The sequence below is a fragment of the Streptomyces sp. TLI_146 genome, assembly GCF_002846415.1.
Taxonomy (GTDB): Bacteria; Actinomycetota; Actinomycetes; order Streptomycetales; family Streptomycetaceae; genus Streptomyces.
In genome coordinates this window covers 6,296,047-6,313,135 of record NZ_PJMX01000001.1, presented here as the reverse complement: position 1 = coordinate 6,313,135, position 17,089 = coordinate 6,296,047, and the positions used below count along the sequence as shown (strand labels likewise).

At 70.8% G+C, this 17,089-nt stretch carries 12 protein-coding genes; 8 read left to right on the top strand and 4 right to left on the bottom strand.

The features are described from left to right. The first annotated feature begins 492 nt into the window (after positions 1–492). The 8 genes from BX283_RS28280 (at position 493) to BX283_RS28245 (ending at position 11,031) form a co-directional block, all read left to right on the top strand. Positions 493–4,149: a nitrate- and nitrite sensing domain-containing protein gene (locus BX283_RS28280; protein WP_101390310.1), complete on the top strand. Its 3,657-nt coding sequence runs from the start codon at positions 493–495 to the stop codon at positions 4,147–4,149. Positions 4,150–4,158: 9 nt separating this feature from the next. Further along, the gene (locus BX283_RS28275) at positions 4,159–4,572 is read left to right on the top strand and encodes a roadblock/LC7 domain-containing protein (RefSeq protein ID WP_067164664.1); all 414 of its coding nucleotides are present in this window, start codon (positions 4,159–4,161) and stop codon (positions 4,570–4,572) included. Between the two features lie 112 nt (positions 4,573–4,684). After that, a complete protein-coding gene (locus BX283_RS28270; RefSeq protein ID WP_067164662.1) occupies positions 4,685–5,092 on the top strand; it encodes a DUF742 domain-containing protein in 408 nt (135 codons plus the stop codon). Beyond that, on the top strand, positions 5,073–5,654 hold the full coding sequence (locus BX283_RS28265; RefSeq protein WP_101390309.1) for an ATP/GTP-binding protein: 582 nt from the start codon (positions 5,073–5,075) through the stop codon (positions 5,652–5,654). The genes BX283_RS28270 and BX283_RS28265 overlap by 20 nt, the downstream gene beginning before the upstream one ends. A gap of 340 nt (positions 5,655–5,994) precedes the next feature. Beyond that, on the top strand, positions 5,995–9,360 hold the full coding sequence (locus BX283_RS28260) for a nitrate- and nitrite sensing domain-containing protein (RefSeq protein ID WP_101390308.1): 3,366 nt from the start codon (positions 5,995–5,997) through the stop codon (positions 9,358–9,360). A 10-nt stretch (positions 9,361–9,370) separates the two neighbouring features. Continuing rightward, positions 9,371–9,784 (top strand): roadblock/LC7 domain-containing protein, encoded by a 414-nt coding sequence (locus BX283_RS28255; protein ID WP_026057603.1) that lies wholly within the window; start codon positions 9,371–9,373, stop codon positions 9,782–9,784. 115 nt (positions 9,785–9,899) lie between these two features. Then, entirely contained in the window at positions 9,900–10,469 is a 570-nt protein-coding gene (locus tag BX283_RS28250) for a DUF742 domain-containing protein (RefSeq protein WP_067164656.1), read from the top strand. Next, the gene (locus BX283_RS28245) at positions 10,450–11,031 is read left to right on the top strand and encodes an ATP/GTP-binding protein (protein ID WP_069978110.1); all 582 of its coding nucleotides are present in this window, start codon (positions 10,450–10,452) and stop codon (positions 11,029–11,031) included. Before BX283_RS28250 ends, BX283_RS28245 begins: the two co-directional genes overlap by 20 nt. A 213-nt stretch (positions 11,032–11,244) precedes the next feature. Here BX283_RS28245 and BX283_RS28240 read toward each other — a convergent pair whose 3' ends face one another. The 4 genes from BX283_RS28240 to BX283_RS28225 all read right to left on the bottom strand — a co-directional run bounded on the left by BX283_RS28240 (position 11,245) and on the right by BX283_RS28225 (position 17,018). Next, entirely contained in the window at positions 11,245–11,454 is a 210-nt protein-coding gene (locus BX283_RS28240; protein WP_101390307.1) for an acyl-CoA carboxylase subunit epsilon, read from the bottom strand. 12 nt (positions 11,455–11,466) lie between these two features. Further along, a complete protein-coding gene (locus BX283_RS28235; protein ID WP_101390306.1) occupies positions 11,467–13,050 on the bottom strand; it encodes an acyl-CoA carboxylase subunit beta in 1,584 nt (527 codons plus the stop codon). Between the two features lie 154 nt (positions 13,051–13,204). Further along, complete coding sequence (locus tag BX283_RS28230) at positions 13,205–15,535, bottom strand: polysaccharide lyase 8 family protein (protein WP_101392617.1); 2,331 nt, start codon at positions 15,533–15,535, stop codon at positions 13,205–13,207. A gap of 130 nt (positions 15,536–15,665) precedes the next feature. Continuing rightward, positions 15,666–17,018, bottom strand: a complete 1,353-nt coding sequence (locus tag BX283_RS28225) for a M64 family metallopeptidase (protein ID WP_101390305.1) — start codon at positions 17,016–17,018, stop codon at positions 15,666–15,668. Positions 17,019–17,089: the final 71 nt, after the last annotated feature.

Here is a 17,089-nt window from a genome sequence, read left to right as displayed (position 1 = left end):
TTCCCGGCAAACGGCCGTAGAGGCGACGATCATCGTGTGAGTTTGCTCACGAGTTGGTAAACAATTCGGGCATTACGCCCCGTCAATTCCGGCCATCGAAACGGACATTGCACCACTGAACCCTCCATTCCGCTCTTGATCATGGCGACTGGGTCACGACTCCCACGTAAGCGACTCGTGGGTAAAAGTCCGATTCATCCGTGCATGGTTTCTACGGCTCGTGACCTGCCCATCACAATGTGTCACTCAGGTCACAGCCCGGTACGCGGGCCTTGTTGGAGATCCGGCACTGTGCTGGAATTCCACGCACCGCCGCGGGTCACTGACCGGCGCGCAAGGGCGCAACGCAGCGCCGAGTGGCGGCGGGGAGGGGGAGACCAACAAGCGCCGGTCACTCACGACCAACACATGGGGCGCACACTTGCCCCACGACGCCGACACCGTCCCTTCCGTTCAGAGCGGGGGACGCCTGGTCCAGAGGTTGCGACGCTAGTGCAGGGACGTTTCAAGAGGGATGGCAGCGCTGCGGCGGAGCAGGAGCCGCACGGCGGGACTGGCCCCACATCAGTCAGTTCCTCGCCCCAGCACGCCCAGAACCCCCGGGCCACCCAGAATCCGTCCGCTCCTTCACCGGGCGGCGACGACACCGGCGGCCCCTCCGGCCCGACCGGCCGCTCCGCCGCGGGCGGTGAGAAGCCGTCGGCCGCGCCGAAGCCGAAGCCTGCCGTGGACACCGGGTCGCGAATAGCCCTGCGCAACTGGCGCATCTCCACCCGCCTGGTCGCGCTCCTCACCCTGCCCGTGGTCGCCGCGACCACCCTCGGCGGGCTGCGCATCAACCAGTCGATGAACGACATGAAGCAGCTCGACCACATGCAGCTGCTCACCGACATGACCAAGCAGGCCACCGAGCTGGCCGCCGCGCTCCAGGAGGAGCGCGACAAGTCGGCGGGCCCGCTGGCCACCGACACCGGCGCGGACATGGTCCAGACGGCGCGGGGCACGACCGACCGGGTCAAGCAGTCGTTCATGACGGCCACCCAGGACGTCGACAACCCGGACAACGACGACGCCCTGGAGTCGATCCGCCGCAACGTCACGGCCATCGCGATCCAGCTCCAGGACCTCGACAACATCCGCAAGAGCGCCTACCACGGCGACGTCTCGGACTCCCAGACCGTCGAGGGCTACAGCCGCCTCATCCGCGGCCTCCTCAGCCTCTCCCAGGACATGGCGCAGGCCACCTCCAACCCGGAGATGATCAAGCGCACCCGTGCGCTGGCCGCGTTCTCCTCCGCCAAGGAGTACGCCTCCATCCAGCGCGCGATCATCGCCGCCGCGCTCCCCGCGACCAAGGACAAGAGCGGCACGCTCGCCGAGTCCGACCGCCTCTACGCCAAGTCCGCGGCGGACGGCGAGCGCCAGGAGCTGTCGTCGTTCTCGATCGTCTACGAGAGCAACCACGGCAACCCCGAAGAGCTGATGGCCCCGCTCGACAAGGGCAACTCGGAGATCACCGCGGCCAACGCGTACTCCCAGCGCGTCCTCAAGGGCGGCCTCGCCACGGAGACCAAGCGCTCGTACCTCGACTGGTACGACCAGGACTCCAACAAGATCAACCAGATGAAGACGATCGAGCAGACCCTGCTCGGCGAGATGGAGCAGAAGGCCCGCGAGCTGCGCGACCAGTCGCAGCGCGAGGCGATCCTCAACGGTGCCCTGATCCTCATCGTCCTCGGCGTCTCGCTGGTCGGCGCGTTCGTCGTGGCCCGGTCCATGATCCGCTCGCTGCGGCGCCTCCAGGACACCGCCACCCGGGTCGCCCAGGACCGGCTGCCCGAGCTCGTCAAGCAGCTCTCCGAGTCCGACCCGCAGGACGTCGACACGTCCGTGGAGTCGGTCGGCGTGCACTCCCGGGACGAGATCGGCCAGGTGGCCGCGGCCTTCGACGACGTGCACCGCGAGGCCGTACGACTCGCCGCCGAGCAGGCCCTTCTGCGAGGCAACGTCAACGCGATGTTCACCAACCTCTCGCGCCGCTCGCAGGGCCTCATCCAGCGCCAGCTCTCGCTCATCTCCGAACTGGAGTCCCGCGAGGCCGACCCGGACCAGCTCTCCTCGCTCTTCAAGCTCGACCACCTCGCGACCCGTATGCGCCGGAACGGCGAGAACCTCCTCGTCCTCGCCGGTGAGGAGCCCGGCCGCCGCTGGACCCGCCCGGTCCCGCTGGTCGACGTGCTCCGCGCCGCCGCCTCCGAGGTGGAGCAGTACGAGCGCATCGAGCTGGCGGCCGTGCCCGCCACCGACGTCGCCGGCCGCGTGGTCAACGACCTCGTGCACCTGCTCGCCGAGCTCCTGGAGAACGCGACCTCCTTCTCCTCGCCGCAGACCAAGGTCCGCGTCACCGGTCACGCGCTGCCCGACGGCCGCGTCCTGGTCGAGATCCACGACACCGGCATCGGCCTCTCCCCCGAGGACCTCGCCGCGATCAACGAGCGGCTCGCGTCGCCGCCCACCGTGGACGTCTCGGTCTCGCGCCGCATGGGTCTGTTCGTGGTCGGCCGCCTGTCCCTGCGACACGGCATCCGCATCCAGCTGCGCCCCTCCGACTCCGGCGGTACGACGGCGCTCGTCATGCTGCCCGTCGACGTCGCCCAGGGCGGCAAGAAGGCCCCGGGCAAGCCCGGCGGCCCCCAGGGCCAGGGCCCGGCGGGCCCCGGTGCCGGCCGTCCCGGCGTGACCCCGGGCCCCGGTGCCCGCGCCGGTCTCGCCGGTGCGCTCGGCAGCGGCCCGGCCGGCAGCGGTGGCAACGGACGGCTCGGCGCGGGCGCCCCGCGCGGCGCGGTGGCCGGCGGAGCCGGTCCGCGTGCCGCGCTGCCCCCGCGCGACGGCGGCGCCCAGCAGCCCCGCCAGGGCCAGAACCAGGGCGGCTTCGGCCAGGGCGGCGCCTTCGGCACCAGCACCCCGGCCCAGCAGCCCCCGGCCCCGCGCCGCGGCGACCGCCCGCTGACCCCGCCGCCCGGCGCCCCGCGCGCCGAGCTGCCCGGCGGCGCCCCGCAGCGCCCGCAGGCCGCGAGCTGGGGCAACGAGCAGGCCGCGCAGGACGGCCCGCGCGGCCACGAGGAAGCCGAGCAGCACACCGGGCAGTACCCCCGGCCGCAGCTCGACGACCGGCAGGGCCCCGGCTCCACGGCCGAGTTCGCCCGCCCGGACTTCGACGGACCGCCTCCCGCCGGCCAGGACCCCTCGTCCACCGGCCAGTTCGTGCGCCCGGATGTCTTCGGCGCGCCGCAGGGTGCCCAGAACCCGTCGCAGACCGGACAGTTCGAGCGGCCCGGCACGTACGACCGGCCCGGTCAGAACGCCGGTCCCGGCAACGGTCAGAACAGCGGCCAGAGCACCGGTCAGTACGCCCGGCCGGACTTCGACGCGCCGCGCGCCCCGCAGCCGCAGCCGCAGCAGCCGCAGCAGCCGCAGCCCCAGCAGTACCAGGCGCCGCAGCAGCCCCGGCAGAACCAGCAGCCGCGTCCGGCCGCCGGGAACCTGCCGCAGCAGCAGCCCGAGGCCCTGCCGCCGGCGCCGAACGCCGGTGACGGCCGTACGCCGCTGTACGACACCCTGGAGACCAACTGGTTCCACGGGCAGCAGGGCGGTCAGAACGGCCAGCAGCCGGGACAGCCCGCACCGGGCGTCCAGGGCCAGGGCAACCAGGGCAACCAGGGCGGACCCCAGCAGGGCATGCGTCCGGCGCAGCCCCCGGCCGCGGCGCAGCAGCCGCCCGCCGAGCGCCGCCCGGCGCCCGTCCAGCGGGACGCCAACGGCGCCGCCGGCAACGGCGCACCGGGCAACAGCTCCTGGCGGCCCTCGCCCAACGACGAACTCGTCCGCCAGGCCGAGCGGGCCCGCAAGCCCGCCGCCGGCGGTGTCACCACTTCCGGTCTGCCCAAGCGGGTCCCGCGTGCCAATCTGGTCGCGGGCACCGCACAGCAGCAGCAGAACCAGGCAGGCCCCCAGGTCTCGCGTGCGCCCGACGACGTGCGCGGCCGCCTGACCAATCTCCGCCGGGGTATCCAGCAGGGGCGGCAGGCCGGAAACGGCCCGTCGACCGGCAGTTTCTCGATGGACCCCACTCACCAGCAGGAGCGATAGTTGAGTCAGATGAGCCAGGCGGCGCAGAATCTGAACTGGTTGATCACCAACTTCGTGGACAACACCCCCGGGGTGTCCCACACAGTGGTGGTTTCTGCCGACGGACTCCTGCTTGCCATGTCAGAAGGTTTTCCGCGGGACCGGGCCGACCAGCTCGCGGCCGTGGCGTCCGGTCTCACCTCGCTGACCGCGGGTGCGTCCCGGATCTTCGAGGGCGGGACCGTCGCCCAGACCGTGGTGGAGATGGAGCGCGGCTTCCTCTTCCTCATGTCCGTCTCCGACGGCTCCTCGCTGGCCGTGCTCGCCCACCCCGAGTGCGACATCGGCCTGGTCGGTTACGAGATGGCCCTCCTGGTCGACCGCGCGGGCTCCGTCCTCACCCCGGATCTGCGAGCCGAGCTCCAGGGGAGCCTGCTCCACTGAGGCACCCCACTCCTCAGTCAGAACCCACCGTCCGGCCGCACCCCGCCCCCCACCGGCCACAGCCGACGGCTCGAAGACACTCGCTGTCCCTGCTGTCCCGCCCGGAGGATCCATGACCCCGCCACCCGCCTCACACGATTCGTACGGCGCTCTGCACGACGCGCACTACGACAGTGAAGGCGACCAGCCGCTGGTCCGCCCGTACGCCATGACGGGCGGCCGGACCCGGCCGCGCTACCAGCTCGCCATCGAGGCCCTGGTCAGCACGACCGCGGACCCGGCGCACCTGGCCACGCTGCTCCCGGAGCACCAGCGGATCTGCCACCTGTGCCGCGAGGTGAAGTCGGTGGCGGAGGTCTCGGCGCTGCTGCAGATGCCGCTCGGCGTGGCCCGGATTCTTGTCGCCGACCTGGCGGAGGCCGGCATGGTGGCGATCCACCAGCCGGGCAATGGAGAGGCCGGCGGCACGCCGGATGTGACGCTGCTCGAAAGGGTGCTCAGTGGACTTCGCAAGCTCTAGCAGCGGAGCGGGACGGTCGACCACCTCCGCGAAGATCGTGGTGGCGGGCGGCTTCGGCGTGGGCAAGACCACGTTCGTGGGCGCCGTCTCGGAGATCAACCCGCTGCGCACCGAGGCCGTCATGACGTCCGCGTCCGCGGGCATCGACGACCTCACCCACACCGGGGACAAGACCACCACCACGGTGGCCATGGACTTCGGCCGCATCACCCTGGACCAGGACCTGATCCTGTACCTGTTCGGCACCCCCGGCCAGGACCGCTTCTGGTTCATGTGGGACGACCTGGTCCGCGGCGCGATCGGCGCCGTGGTCCTGGTGGACACCCGGCGCCTGGCCGACTGCTTCCCCGCGGTCGACTACTTCGAGAACAGCGGCCTGCCGTTCGTGATCGCGCTGAACGGCTTCGACGGCCACCAGCCGTACACGCCGGACGAGGTCCGCGAGGCGCTGCAGATCGGTCCGGACACCCCGATCATCACGACCGACGCCCGCCATCGCGGCGATGCGAAGAGCGCGCTGATCACCCTGGTCGAGCATGCGCTGATGGCACGACTCAAGTAGTCGGGGCCATACGGCAGTTGTCGTAGACGAACGGGGGCGGACTGTGTCCTTTGACACGATCCGCCCCTGTGTTCATAACGTTTCGACAGAGAATTCCCACGTCACGGACACCCGCCGCGTTCACACGGTGTCGCTGCGCTCACATCGGCCCCGTCTTTTGGCGGGGCTCGCTCTTTATGCCCGTTTTATCTGAGGCGTGTGCCACTCGGAACCCCTCATTCCAGCTGTTTGGAACGGACCCCCCTGGCGTGCTGGAATTCGACGAACTCCCGAGTAGTACGGCTCAGAACATTTAAAGGCACACCGCGAGAGGTGCCGGCGCCGAGAGGTTGTTGGTCGAGTGAGGCGAAGCACGACGAGCTCCGCGACGCAGCAGGCGCGGGGCAACTTCACCCCGCCGCAGCGCAGTGCGGCGACGCCGGACGAGCTGCCGACCCCCTCCGGGGGCAAGGGCGCGGGCAAGGGCGCCGGTCCTGCCGCGGGCCCCGACTCCGGCAGCCAGAGCAAGTTCTCGCCGCGCAACTGGCGGGTGGCCACCCGTCTGAACGCCATCCTCCTCATCCCCGTCCTCGTCGGCCTCGTCATGGGCGGCTTCGAGGTCAAGAACTCCATATCCACCTGGCGCGACGCCCGTGACGCCGAGAAGACGGCGAACATCGTGCGCGCCGCCTCGGAGTACGGCCAGGCCCTGCTCAACGAGCGTGACCTCACCGCTCGCCCCCTGCTCCAGAACAAGCGCGACGACGAGGTCATCAACAAGGCGTACGCCGCCTCGGACGCGGCCCGCGCCAAGTTCGACGACGAGGTCAAGGGCATGCCGGACACGGCGAGCCTCCAGCGCCGTCTGACCAAGGTCCGCGAGGCCGAGAAGAACCTCGACCAGCTGCGCAAGACCGCCTACGCCAAGGGCGTCGAGGCGAAGAACCCGGTGCTCACCGAAGAGGGCTACACCGCGGTCCCCCACTACCTGAGCACGTTCTCCAACGAGCTCGGCCTCGGCACCGGCAACATCACCAGCTACGGCCGCATGGTGTACGCGGTCGACCTCGCCAAGGCCGCCGAGTCGCTGCAGCGTTCCATCGGTCTGCACCTCATCATGCGGCCGAGCGAGGACCCCAAGACCTTCCAGATGCAGGTCAAGGCGTTCAACTCGTACAACTACCTGGAGTTCATCGCCCTCGGCGAGTTCGACGCCGGTGGTACGGACGAGGACAGCGCCCATCTGAAGCAGGTCATGGAGGCCAAGGCCGCCCAGGCCGCCAAGGACCTTCCCGCGGTGCGCCAGCAGGCCGACGACGGCCCGCGCATCGGTGCCGCCCCGGCCCGCGACGGCTCGCCCTTCAACAGCATGGCCGCCGCGATCGGCGAGGGCCAGAGCGCCAAGCAGCTCAAGGCCCAGGGCATCACGCCCGACGCCTGGATGGCCGCCTCCACCGCCAAGTTCGACGGCTACACCGAGATCGAGCAGGAGCTCGTCACCAAGGCGGTGAACGAGGCCGGTCAGATCGCCGACGACGCCAAGGACTCCGCGTACCTCAACGGCGCGATCGTCGTGGTCTCGCTGCTCGCCGCCTTCATCCTGGCCGGCATGGTGGCCCGCCAGATGAGCCGCTCGATGCGCCGGCTGCGCTCCGCCGCCTTCGAGGTGGCCGAAACGCGACTGCCGATGCTCGTCGACCAGCTCTCGCGCACCGAGCCCGGCCGGGTCGACACCCGGGTCGAGCCCATCCCGATCACCTCCACGGACGAGATCGGCGAAGTCGCCCGCGCCTTCGACCAGGTCCACCGCGAGGCCGTCCGGCTCGCCGCCGAGCAGGCGCTCCTGCGAGGGAACGTCAACGCGATCTTCACCAACCTGTCGCGCCGCAACCAGTCCCTGATCGAGGGCCAGCTGACCCTCATCACCGACCTGGAGAACAACGAGGCCGACCCGGACCAGCTGGAGAGCCTCTTCAAGCTGGACCACCTCGCGACCCGTATGCGCCGCAACGGCGAGAACCTCCTCGTCCTCGCCGGCGAGGAGCCGGGCCGCCGCTGGAACCAGCCGGTCCCGCTGGTCGACGTGCTGCGCGCCGCCTCCTCCGAGGTGGAGTCGTACGAGCGCATCGAGCTGACCGGTGTGCCGGAGAGCGAGATCCACGGCCAGGCCGTGACCGACCTCGTGCACCTGCTCGCCGAGCTCCTGGAGAACGCCACGACGTTCTCCTCCCCGCAGACCAAGGTTCGTGTGACGGCCACCCGCCTCCCGGACGGTCGCGTCATGATCGAGATCCACGACAAGGGCATCGGCCTCACCGCCGAGGACTTCGCGGACATCAACCACAAGCTGGCCAACCCGCCGACCGTGGACGCCGCCGTCTCGCAGCGCATGGGCCTGTTCGTGGTCGGGCGGCTGTCCGACCGGCACGGCATCCGCGTCCAGCTGCGCCCCTCCGGCGAGCAGGCGGGCACCACCTCGCTGGTCATGCTCCCGGACGCGATCACCCACGGTGGCGGTGGCGAGCCGCTGCCCGGCGACGACTTCACGGTCTCGCAGATCATCCCGGAGCAGCAGGGCTTCGAGGCCCCGGCCGCCCCGGCCATGCGCACCGCCGCCGAGCTCGGCTTCGACGACTCCCGCTACGAGACGGGCGAGCAGGGCGAAGCCCTCCAGCTCGACCCGGTCAACCGCTCGCTGATGCGCGAGGAGCGCCGTGCGGCCCTGGAGGCCCAGGCGCAGGGCGGCGACCGCCCGCTCTACCGCGACGAGGTCGACGGTGTGCAGCAGGGCGGCGCGTACGACGAGCAGTACGGCCGGCAGCAGTCCTACGAGGGCGGCTTCGACGAGTCGTACACCACCCCGCAGGGCGCGTACGACAACCAGTTCGACGGGCAGCAGCAGTACGCGCAGGACTACCCCGACGCGTACCCGCAGGAGTCCTACGGACAGCAGCAGGGCCAGCAGCAGAACGGCTACCCGGACCAGGGCTACGCGGAGGCCGCCTACCAGGCGCCCGCGGCTGACGGCCCGCAGTACGACGGCGGTTACGGCGACGCGCCCCACCAGGGCGAGTGGCCGCAGAACACCGCGTACCAGGACTCCTACACCTCCGACTACCCGCAGGCGAACGAGGAAGCGGAATCCGCTCCGGACGTTCCCGCGGGCGGCCGCGAGCACGTAGGCTTCGACCGTCCGGGCCCCACCCCGGCCTCCTCCCACCAGATGACCGGCGCCGGTCTGCCCAGGCGCGGCAGCAGCCAGCAGAACTGGCAGCCCGCCGCCCAGGAGCCGCAGCAGAAGTCCGAACCGCAGCGGCCCGAGCCCGAGCAGCAGCGCCGGCCCGTCAACGGCACCGGCTCCGCCTCCGCGACCGTGAACGGAACCGCAAACGGAACCGTGAACGGCACCGGAGCCGCGAACGGCGCCGACGCCGGCACCACCGACGGGCCCACCGACGACTGGCGTTCGACCAACGACGAGCGCTGGACGCGGGCCGAGAAGCTGCGTGAGCCGAAGGCCGGCGGGGTCACCCCCTCCGGACTTCCCCGGCGGGTGCCCAAGGCCAATCTGGTCGAGGGCGCGGCCGAGCAGACCCCGCAGGGCGGCCCACAGGTCTCCCGCGCTCCCGAGGACGTCCGCGGCAGGTTGAGCAACCTGCGCCGCGGCGTGCAGCAGGGCCGCAGCGCGGGGTCGGACACAAGTAACACCTACAACCAGGAGCGTTAGTGTGAGCCCGATGAGCCAGGCGGCGCAGAATCTGAACTGGTTGATCACCAACTTCGTGGACAACACCCCCGGGGTGTCCCACACGGTGGTGGTCTCCGCCGACGGACTCCTGCTGGCGATGTCCGAAGGCTTCCCCCGGGACCGGGCCGATCAGCTGGCGGCTGTTGCCTCCGGACTGACGTCCCTGACCGCGGGAGCCTCCCGGATCTTCGAGGGCGGCGCCGTCAACCAGACGGTCGTGGAGATGGAGCGCGGCTTCCTCTTCATCATGTCCATTTCGGACGGCTCCTCGCTGGCCGTACTCGCCCACCCCGAGGCCGACATCGGTCTCGTGGGCTATGAGATGGCTCTCCTTGTCGACCGCGCGGGCACCGTCCTCACCCCGGACCTGCGCGCGGAACTCCAGGGCAGTCTCCTTAATTAGTTGTGAACCTTCCGTTCTCAACTACCAGACAGGCAGTGCGTTTCTCGCCACCGCGCCATAAAGTGCGGTGGCGCGGTCCCACAGGAACGGGCGACCGGCAGTCGGAGGAGGAAACGTGACAACACCCCCAGGCGGACACCCATACAGCGGTGGACAGCAGTCTCCGGGTGAGCACGGGCAGAACCGGTTCAACTTTCCCTCCGCCCCCAGCAGAAGCGGCCAGGGCCAGCACCCGTACCAGCAGCCCCACCGTCAGCCGGGTCCGTATGACCAGCCGCCGCAACCCCGCATCGAGCCGGTGCAGCCGCGGCAGACCCCCCAGCCTTCCCCGGCAGGCGGGACGCACAACCCCCTTGTGCGTCCGTACGCCATGACCGGCGGCCGCACCCGGCCGCGCTACCAGCTCGCCATCGAGGCGCTGGTGCACACCACGGCGGAACCCGCCAGGCTGCAAGGGCAGTTGCCCGAGCACCAGCGGATCTGCCATCTGTGCCGTGAGATCAAGTCGGTCGCCGAGATCTCGGCACTCCTCTCCATCCCCCTCGGCGTTGCCCGAATCCTCGTCGCCGACCTGGCGGAGGCCGGACTTGTCGCCATCCACCAGCCCGGCGGCGACGAGTCCGCCGGCGGCCAGCCAGATGTGACACTGCTCGAAAGGGTGCTCAGTGGACTTCGCAAGCTCTAGCGGCGGTGCTGCCCGCTCCACTACTTCCGCGAAGATCGTGGTGGCGGGCGGCTTCGGCGTGGGCAAGACCACGTTCGTCGGCGCGGTCTCGGAGATCAACCCCCTGCGTACCGAGGCCGTCATGACGTCCGCTTCCGCGGGCATCGACGACCTCACGCACACGGGCGACAAGACGACCACCACGGTCGCGATGGACTTCGGCCGCATCACGCTCGACCAGGACCTGATCCTGTACCTGTTCGGCACCCCCGGCCAGGACCGCTTCTGGTTCATGTGGGACGACCTGGTCCGCGGCGCGATCGGCGCCGTCGTCCTCGTCGACACCCGCCGCCTCGCCGACTGCTTCCCGGCCGTCGACTACTTCGAGAACAGCGGCCTGCCGTTCGTCATCGCCCTCAACGGCTTCGACGGCCACCAGCCGTACACGCCGGACGAGGTCCGCGAGGCGCTCCAGATCGGCCCGGACACCCCGATCATCACCACCGACGCCCGCCACCGCGCGGACGCGAAGAGCGCGCTGATCACGCTGGTCGAGCACGCGCTGATGGCGCGGCTCCGGTAGGCCCTGCCCCTGTACGACGCGAAAGGCCCCCCACTCCGAGAGGAGCGGCGGGGCCTTTCGCGCTGGAAGCGTAGTCGTTCGTCTGCGGACCGTCGGTGGCTGGTCGCGCAGTTCCCCGCGCCCCTGGTGGGTACGGGGCACCCCGTACCTAAAGCGAGAGAAGGCCCCGCCGCTCCACAAGGAGCGGCGGGGCCTTCTCTCAGGCGCTACGGGCTAGCCCTGCCAGGAGTGCGGGGCGCGGAAGCCCGGCGTGCGCTCCAGACGGCGCCAGCCGGCCGTGTCGCGGCCGCGCGACGGGGCCTGGGCGGGCTGGGCGGCCGCACGGGCGAGCAGGACGGCCGTGATGGCCGCCAGCTCCTCGGGAGCGGCTTCGCCCTTCTCGACGCGGAGGACGGAAGGAGAGGAAGAAGTCGGGGTGGTCAACGGAACTCCTCGTTACTGAGGCGGGTTGCCGTGCTTGCGGGACGGCAGGTCGGCGTGCTTGGTGCGCAGCATCGCGAGGGAGGCGATGAGCACCTCGCGGGTCTCGGCGGGGTCGATGACGTCGTCGACCAGGCCCCGCTCGGCCGCGTAGTACGGGTGCATCAGCTCGGCCTTGTACTCCTTGACCATGCGCACGCGCATCGCCTCGGGGTCCTCGGCCTCCGCGATCTGCTTGCGGAAGATGACGTTGGCGGCACCTTCGGCGCCCATCACCGCAATCTCGTTGGTCGGCCAGGCGTAGGTGAGGTCGGCGCCGATGGACTGGGAGTCCATGACGATGTACGCCCCGCCGTAGGCCTTGCGCAGGATCAGCGAGATCCGGGGCACGGTCGCGTTGCAGTACGCGTACAGCAGCTTCGCGCCGTGCCGGATGATCCCACCGTGCTCCTGGTCGACACCGGGCAGGAAGCCGGGCACGTCCAGAAGGGTGACGATCGGAATATTGAAAGCATCGCACATCTGGACGAAACGGGCGGCCTTCTCCGACGCCTCGATGTCCAGTACACCCGCGAGCGACTGCGGCTGGTTGGCCACGATGCCCACGACCTGGCCGTCGAGCCGGGCCAGGGCGCAGATGATGTTGCGGGCCCAGCGCTCGTGGATCTCCAGGTAGTCGCCGTCGTCGACGAGCTCCTCGATCACCTTGTGCATGTCGTACGGCCGGTTGCCGTCGGCGGGCACCAGGTCGAGCAGCACGTCGCCGCGCCGGTTGGCCGGGTCCTCGCTGGGGTGCGACGGCGGGTTCTCCCGGTTGTTGGACGGGAGCATCGACAGGAGGTAGCGGACCTCGGCGAGGCAGGTCTCCTCGTCGTCGTACGCGAAGTGGGCCACGCCCGACGTCTCGGCGTGCACGTCCGCGCCGCCGAGCCCGTTCTGGGTGATCTCCTCGCCGGTCACCGCGCGGACGACGTCCGGGCCGGTGATGAACATCTGCGAGGTCTCGCGGACCATGAAGACGAAGTCGGTGAGCGCCGGGCTGTAGGCCGCGCCGCCCGCGCACGGGCCGAGCATCACGCTGATCTGCGGGATGACGCCCGAGGCGCGCGTGTTGCGCTGGAAGATGCCGCCGTAGCCCGCGAGGGCGCTGACGCCCTCCTGGATGCGGGCGCCGGCGCCGTCGTTCAGCGAGACCAGGGGCGCACCGGCCGAGATGGCCATGTCCATGATCTTGTGGATCTTCGTGGCGTGGGCCTCGCCCAGGGCGCCGCCGAAGATGCGGAAGTCGTGCGCGTAGACGAAGACCGTACGGCCCTCGACCGTGCCCCAGCCGGTGATGACACCGTCCGTGTACGGCTTCTTCGCCTCCAGGCCGAAGCCGGTCGCCCGGTGCCGCCGCAGCTGCTCGACCTCCTTGAACGAACCGGGGTCGAGCAGCAGGTCGATCCGCTCGCGCGCGGTCAGCTTGCCCTTGGCGTGCTGCGCCTCGGTCGCGCGCTCGCTCGGCCCGCGCCGGGCCTGCTCGCGCAGGGCCAGCAGCTCGGCCACGCGGCCACGCGCGTCACTCGGCTCACCCGGGGTTTCGTCCACAACGGTCATGCATCGACCCTACGAAGCCGACCAAGAATTTCCCGCCGTCGACTCCGTACAGTCTCCGGACCGTTTTCCTGGTACCCCTGAACAGAACAATCCCGCGATGCAGGCGAAGTGCCAGCTCAGGCCCGTCCGGCTTTGTGGAGGTCCAACAACCCGATCAGGTGAGAGCCACGTCACAGCGGTGGGTCGCGCCCGCCGTGCCCGGGGTGATCCGCAGCCGCAGCGCCCGGCCGGTGGCGAGCACCTCGACCGTGGAATCGGCACTGGTCACCCGTCGTACGGGACGGTTCCAGGTCACCTCGAAGGGCTGCCCGGTGCGCGGCGGCTCGCTGATCCGGAGCGTGGCCGTCGCCCCTTTGCTCCGTACGAGGACGCTCGCGGGGGCGGAGACCGCCAGCGGGCCCGCGCTCCCAGCCTGCCAGAAGTTGGCGCCCAGCAGGTCGAGCGCGGGCACGGACACGGCCTGGCAGGCGGCCGTGTTGGCGAGCACCGACAGCCAGCCGGTGTCGGCGGCGCGGGCCGCGACCGTCTGCCGCGAGGCGCCCGGCATCAGCTGGTAGCTGTACGAGGCGCCCGCCGGGTCGACCCCGTGGTCCAGCCACAGCGTCTGATAGGTGCGGGTGCGGCGCTCGGTCGAGCTGGTGGTGTTGATGTCGCTCCAGGCCCCGGTCCTGGGCTCGCGCAGGGTGTGCAGGGCGGGGGTGCCGCCGGGGAAGACCCAGCCGCCGTGGCCCTCCAGGTGCGCCCAGCGGGGGCGGGCGGCCATGTCCACGGAGAAGGTGCCGGTCCCGGCCTCGCCCAGGTTGCGGTTGTCGACGACCGTCTCGACCCGGACGCCATCGCTCGCGGTGATCCCGGCGCCGAGGCAGATGACGGTCCCGGCCGTGCAGAACCAGGACTTGCGCGCCTCAAGGGTCGAGCCGAGCCCCTTCACATGCTGGCCGACGGCCCCGAACTCGCCGTCGCCGGCCCCGCCCACCCACTTCACGGCGGGTTTGGCCGCGCCCCACTCGCCGCCCGCCCGGTCGGCCAGCCGCTTGGTGGACACGGTGGTCCCGGGCAGTCTGTACGGGTCCACGGTCGGCCAGAACCAGTCCGTGTACTGGTCGTTGCCCCGCTCCCCCGGCCACCAGTAGAGCATTCCGGCGCCGGTGTGCCAGCCGCGCGGGTTCTCGCCGTTGCCGCACTCGTAGTACGAGATCCGCTCGGAGGCCATGGCGATGGCGGCGGTCCAGGCGGGGCGGCGGTGGACGGCGCGGTCCATGGCGGCGAACAGGGTGTGCCCGACCGGCTCGGACGCGGCGGCCACCGGTGACTCCACGACCGCCTGGAGCCGGGCCAGGTCCGCGACCCCGAACTGGCGGGCGGCGAGGACGGGATGGGTCGGATCCCGCTCGATCCAGCCCTTGATCATGCCCTGCCAGCGGGTCCGCTCGGCCTCGGAGGCGCCGCCCGCGAGGACCGCGATCGCGGCGATGATGCCCTGCCCGTGGAAGTGGTCGCCGCGCATCACGTGCAGGTCGTCCGCGAGCAGATAACCCCGGCTCACCGCCCGCCCGTTGACGCTGTCCATGACCAGCCCGTTGTGGATCAGCGGCGCGTACGCGCGCTCCACGCTGTCCAGGATGATCTGCCGGTTGGGGTCGGTGACGGCCCAGCTCGTCCCGGCGAGCAGCGTGAAGAGCCGCCCGAGCCCGTCGAGCATGACCTGTCCGTACGTACCGGAGTAGGCGATCGAGGTGTGCTGGATGAACGATCCGTCGGCGTAGAGGCCGTCGCCCTTGGTGACGTACGGGAAGACCGGCGACAGGGCGTCGCGGGCGAACGCGAGTTTGGCGGGGGTGCGGCCGACGGCCCCGCGCACGGCGACCGAACGGCACAGGTCGACGCGGTTGGCTCCGGTGGAGGTGCCCGAGTAGTCGCCGAGCGCGGAGTCGGGGACGAAGTGGTCGACGGCGGCGCAGGCGGCCTGGATCCGGCCCTCGTCCAGTTGCTCGTAGAGCGCGTTGACCAGGTCGGTCAGCAGCCGGGGGCTGCCGATCTGCCACTCCCACCAGTTGCCGTAGCGCGTGGTGGACGGGTTGTAGACCTTCGCCGACAGGTGGTCGAGACCGGCGACGATGTCGCCGAGCAGACCCGGGTCGCCGGTGAGTCCGGTGGCGGGCTGGACGTAGGCCTGGGCCATGGTCCACAGCCGGCCGTAGCTCTGGGTGATCCCGGCGGGCGGGTCGAACGGGCAGTCCGGCCACAGCGCGTGCTCGGCCGGGGCCATCGAGGCCCGGAACGCCCGGGCGCGGTCGCCGGTCTCCTTGAGCCGGGAGGCGTACGGCTCGGCGCCCGGGTCGTAGCCGGTGCCGAGCGAGAGGTCGCGCCAGCGCCCGCGCAGCACGGCGAACTCGTCGGCGGCGGCCGCCTTGGGAGCCGCGGTCAGGGTGAGAGCGCTTGCCCCCACGACGGTGAGGAACGTACGACGGGACCACGGGGGCAGCAAGGACACGGGGAACTCCCGGAGGGAAGTGGTGTAGACCGACCGCTGCCGTTGGTGTAGCACGGCGTGACCGGGACGTTCAATGCCCCGGACACGCCGAAGAGAAAGCGCTTGCTGAGCAAGGCCGTCGCTAGCGCCGCACGCTCCACGTGACCGAATCGGTGAGCCCGGCCGCGATCTGCGGGTCCCGGACCGACTTGGTCGGGTCGGTCACGGTCACCTTGAGCTGGTGCGTGCGCCGGTCCCACGGGGAGATGACCGCCTGCGCGACACCGACCCAGGTCCGCCCCTGGAACCGGGTGAGCTCGCGCCCGTCCAGGTACCAGCGGATCGTCGGCTGCTCGGCGTCCGCGCCCACAAGGCGGGGCACGGTCACCCGCGCCCGGTCGTGGCCGCGCAGGGTCCGCGCGGTGGGCACGGCGGCCGTGGCGATCGAGGCGTGCCGGTAGAACCCGGCGATCATCGATTCGCGTCCGGGCAGGCTGAAGGGCTTGCCGAGGATGCGCATGATGGAGTTGTCGGTGGGGCGGTTGAGCCCGGTGACGTAGTAGCCGCCGCCCTCGTACGCACCCACCGTGCCGCCGTCGGGCGAGGTCTCGCCCAGCCAGCGGTACCACTTGGTCCGCCGCGCGGCCATCTCGGCGGCGCTCAGCACGGAGATGTTGGACTCGGCGACCTCGGGCCCGGAGTAGTGCTCGTAGCCGGGCGTGCCCGGGTAGAAGTACTCGTCCGCGAGCTTGCCCAGGGAGTGGCCGGTCTCATGGATGGCGACCTGGCCGGACTTGGCGTTGTCGGCCGACGCGGTGGAGATCCCCTCGTAACCGAGCTTCTGACTGGGCTCGTTGTACCCGGCGCCGCCGTACTTGGCACTGTTGGCCAGCACGATCACCAGGTCGGCCTGCGGGGCCTTGGCCACGTACGCGTCGACCTTGTCCTGGTCGACGCAGAGCAGCCGCTCGATGCCGTCGCACCAGAAGTAGGAGCCGAGCGCGGTGTCCTTCACGTCGCCCTTGGCGGGGTCGCCGGAGACGCCCGACTGCGCGGAGACGGCGTCGACGGTCCATACGTTGAAGAGGTTCTGGTACGTGGTGTACGGCTCGACGCCGGTCACCTCGCCCCACTTCGCCTTGGCGTCGGCGTGGAACTTCGCCAACTGGTCGACGGTGTAGCCGTCGCCCACGATGACGACGTCGAGGCGGTCGGCGCTGGGCCCGTTGTCCACCATCTCGCCGACGTCGCCGTCGGCGTCGGCGGCCCGCCCGAAGAGCCGGGCGGCGGGGCGGCTCACCCCGGCGGCCGGGACGCGCACATGGCCGGACCCGGCCGCGGCTCCCCCTTCAGGCCCGGGTATCTCGACCTCGACGCGCGGCCGGGGAGCCGGGCCGCCCGCGGCCGCGGCGGGCCCGGACAGGAGTGCGGCAACGACGGACGCGGCGAGTCCGGTCGCCGCTATGGTTCTGCGCAGACGCAAGGCTGAGCGCATGAATTCCTCCCCCAAAGACGGAAGTTAAGCAGTCGGATAAATCTGTTGAACGGCTCGCTTAAGTTAGGGGG